This window comes from Pseudomonas huaxiensis (assembly GCF_003231275.1).
Taxonomy (GTDB): domain Bacteria; phylum Pseudomonadota; class Gammaproteobacteria; order Pseudomonadales; family Pseudomonadaceae; genus Aquipseudomonas; species Aquipseudomonas huaxiensis.
In genome coordinates this window covers 1-734 of the sequence record NZ_QKVL01000153.1, presented here as the reverse complement: position 1 = coordinate 734, position 734 = coordinate 1, and the positions used below count along the sequence as shown (strand labels likewise).

General features: G+C 56.4%; 2 protein-coding genes. Both read right to left on the bottom strand.

Annotated elements, in window-relative coordinates:
• A partial coding sequence (locus DM374_RS33975; RefSeq protein WP_225422694.1) for a DUF6708 domain-containing protein occupies nucleotides 1–543 on the bottom strand: 543 nt, incomplete at its 3' end.
• Nucleotides 540–734, bottom strand: a 195-nt coding sequence (locus DM374_RS32665; RefSeq protein WP_225422693.1) for a hypothetical protein, incomplete at its 5' end; no start/stop codon positions are given. The genes DM374_RS32665 and DM374_RS33975, both read right to left, overlap by 4 nt.

Genomic DNA, 734 nt, shown 5'->3' with positions numbered 1-734 from the left:
CGGCCTGACGATGGAGAGCACCACGCCGCCCTTGATAACGACTCCATGCGAAGTCGCGCCGCGCTTCAGCCAGCGCTCGGCCCGGACCTGAGACCAGTCGTAGGCTACCGGCTCGACCCGCCAGCGTTCGAAGGGGTTCCACCAGCGATAGTTGAAGTTGTAGGCGTAGAGGCGTTGGCGGGGGCGGTTGAAGCGCAGGGGCATATCTCGAGGGGGGACTAGCTCAAGTTTCATGCAGAACAGGAATGACCAAACACCAACGAAAGCACTAAAGATGAACATGGCCCATTCTTCGAAGCTGAGCATCAGTCCGATTGATAAATGGCTCCACAATAAGTCCGCCGTCAGGAAGCCCTGAATCGATGCAAGCCAGAATAACCATCCTCTCGCCAGCGCCGATGCCCGTGGTAGCTCCAAAAAGACAGAGCTCTGATGATTAGGCGTGTCGAATCCAAGCGCCGGAACCACAACCGGAGGCTGGTCAGGATGGTGCAGATCTTCCTGCCACCCCGAGCAAGGCGGAACCAGTCCAGGCCTTTTCATATGAAACCCCGTTCCCGCGCTCTCTGAGTCTTGTCTTCTTTCACGATCAACTGAGCTACGCCGGATTCATCTTTTTTGTCGGGCCAATAAAACACTTCGTGCTTGATGGTTTGAATATCGAGAACCACGAACTCCATGGGCATATTGCTCATGGCGCCGTCCTCGATTCCCGGTCCATATCGGCGGGCCAC